This window comes from Halomonas sp. ND22Bw (assembly GCF_003011945.1).
Taxonomy (GTDB): Bacteria; Pseudomonadota; Gammaproteobacteria; order Pseudomonadales; family Halomonadaceae; genus Halomonas; species Halomonas halophila.
Genome location: NZ_PXWD01000971.1, coordinates 1 through 267, shown reverse-complemented (window position 1 = coordinate 267; position 267 = coordinate 1). Strand labels below are relative to the sequence as shown.

Below are 267 nucleotides of genomic sequence, written 5' to 3'. Positions count from 1 at the left end.
AAGCCGCTCGGCATGAACGCCGACGAGTGCCGCCAAATGTGCGCCGCCGCGCGCGACACGGGGAAGATCCTCCAGGTCGGCCTCCAGTCCCGCTTCAACGGGCCTTCGCGCTGGATGAAGCAATACATCGATGCGGGCAACATGGGCGACGTCCAGTTTGCCCGTGCGCAGGCCCTGCGCCGTCGCGGCGTTCCCGGCTGGGGCGTCTTCATCAACAAGGATCTCCAGGGCGGCGGACCGCTCATCGACATCGGCGTCCACATCCTC

The 267-nt window shown here is 67.0% G+C and carries 1 protein-coding gene; it reads left to right on the top strand.

Translation table 11 applies throughout. From position 1 onward, the window contains the following. Positions 1–12: 12 nt before the first annotated feature. Positions 13–267: Gfo/Idh/MocA family protein (locus CVH10_RS26070; RefSeq protein WP_369335936.1), on the top strand; the 255-nt coding region annotated here is incomplete at its 3' end.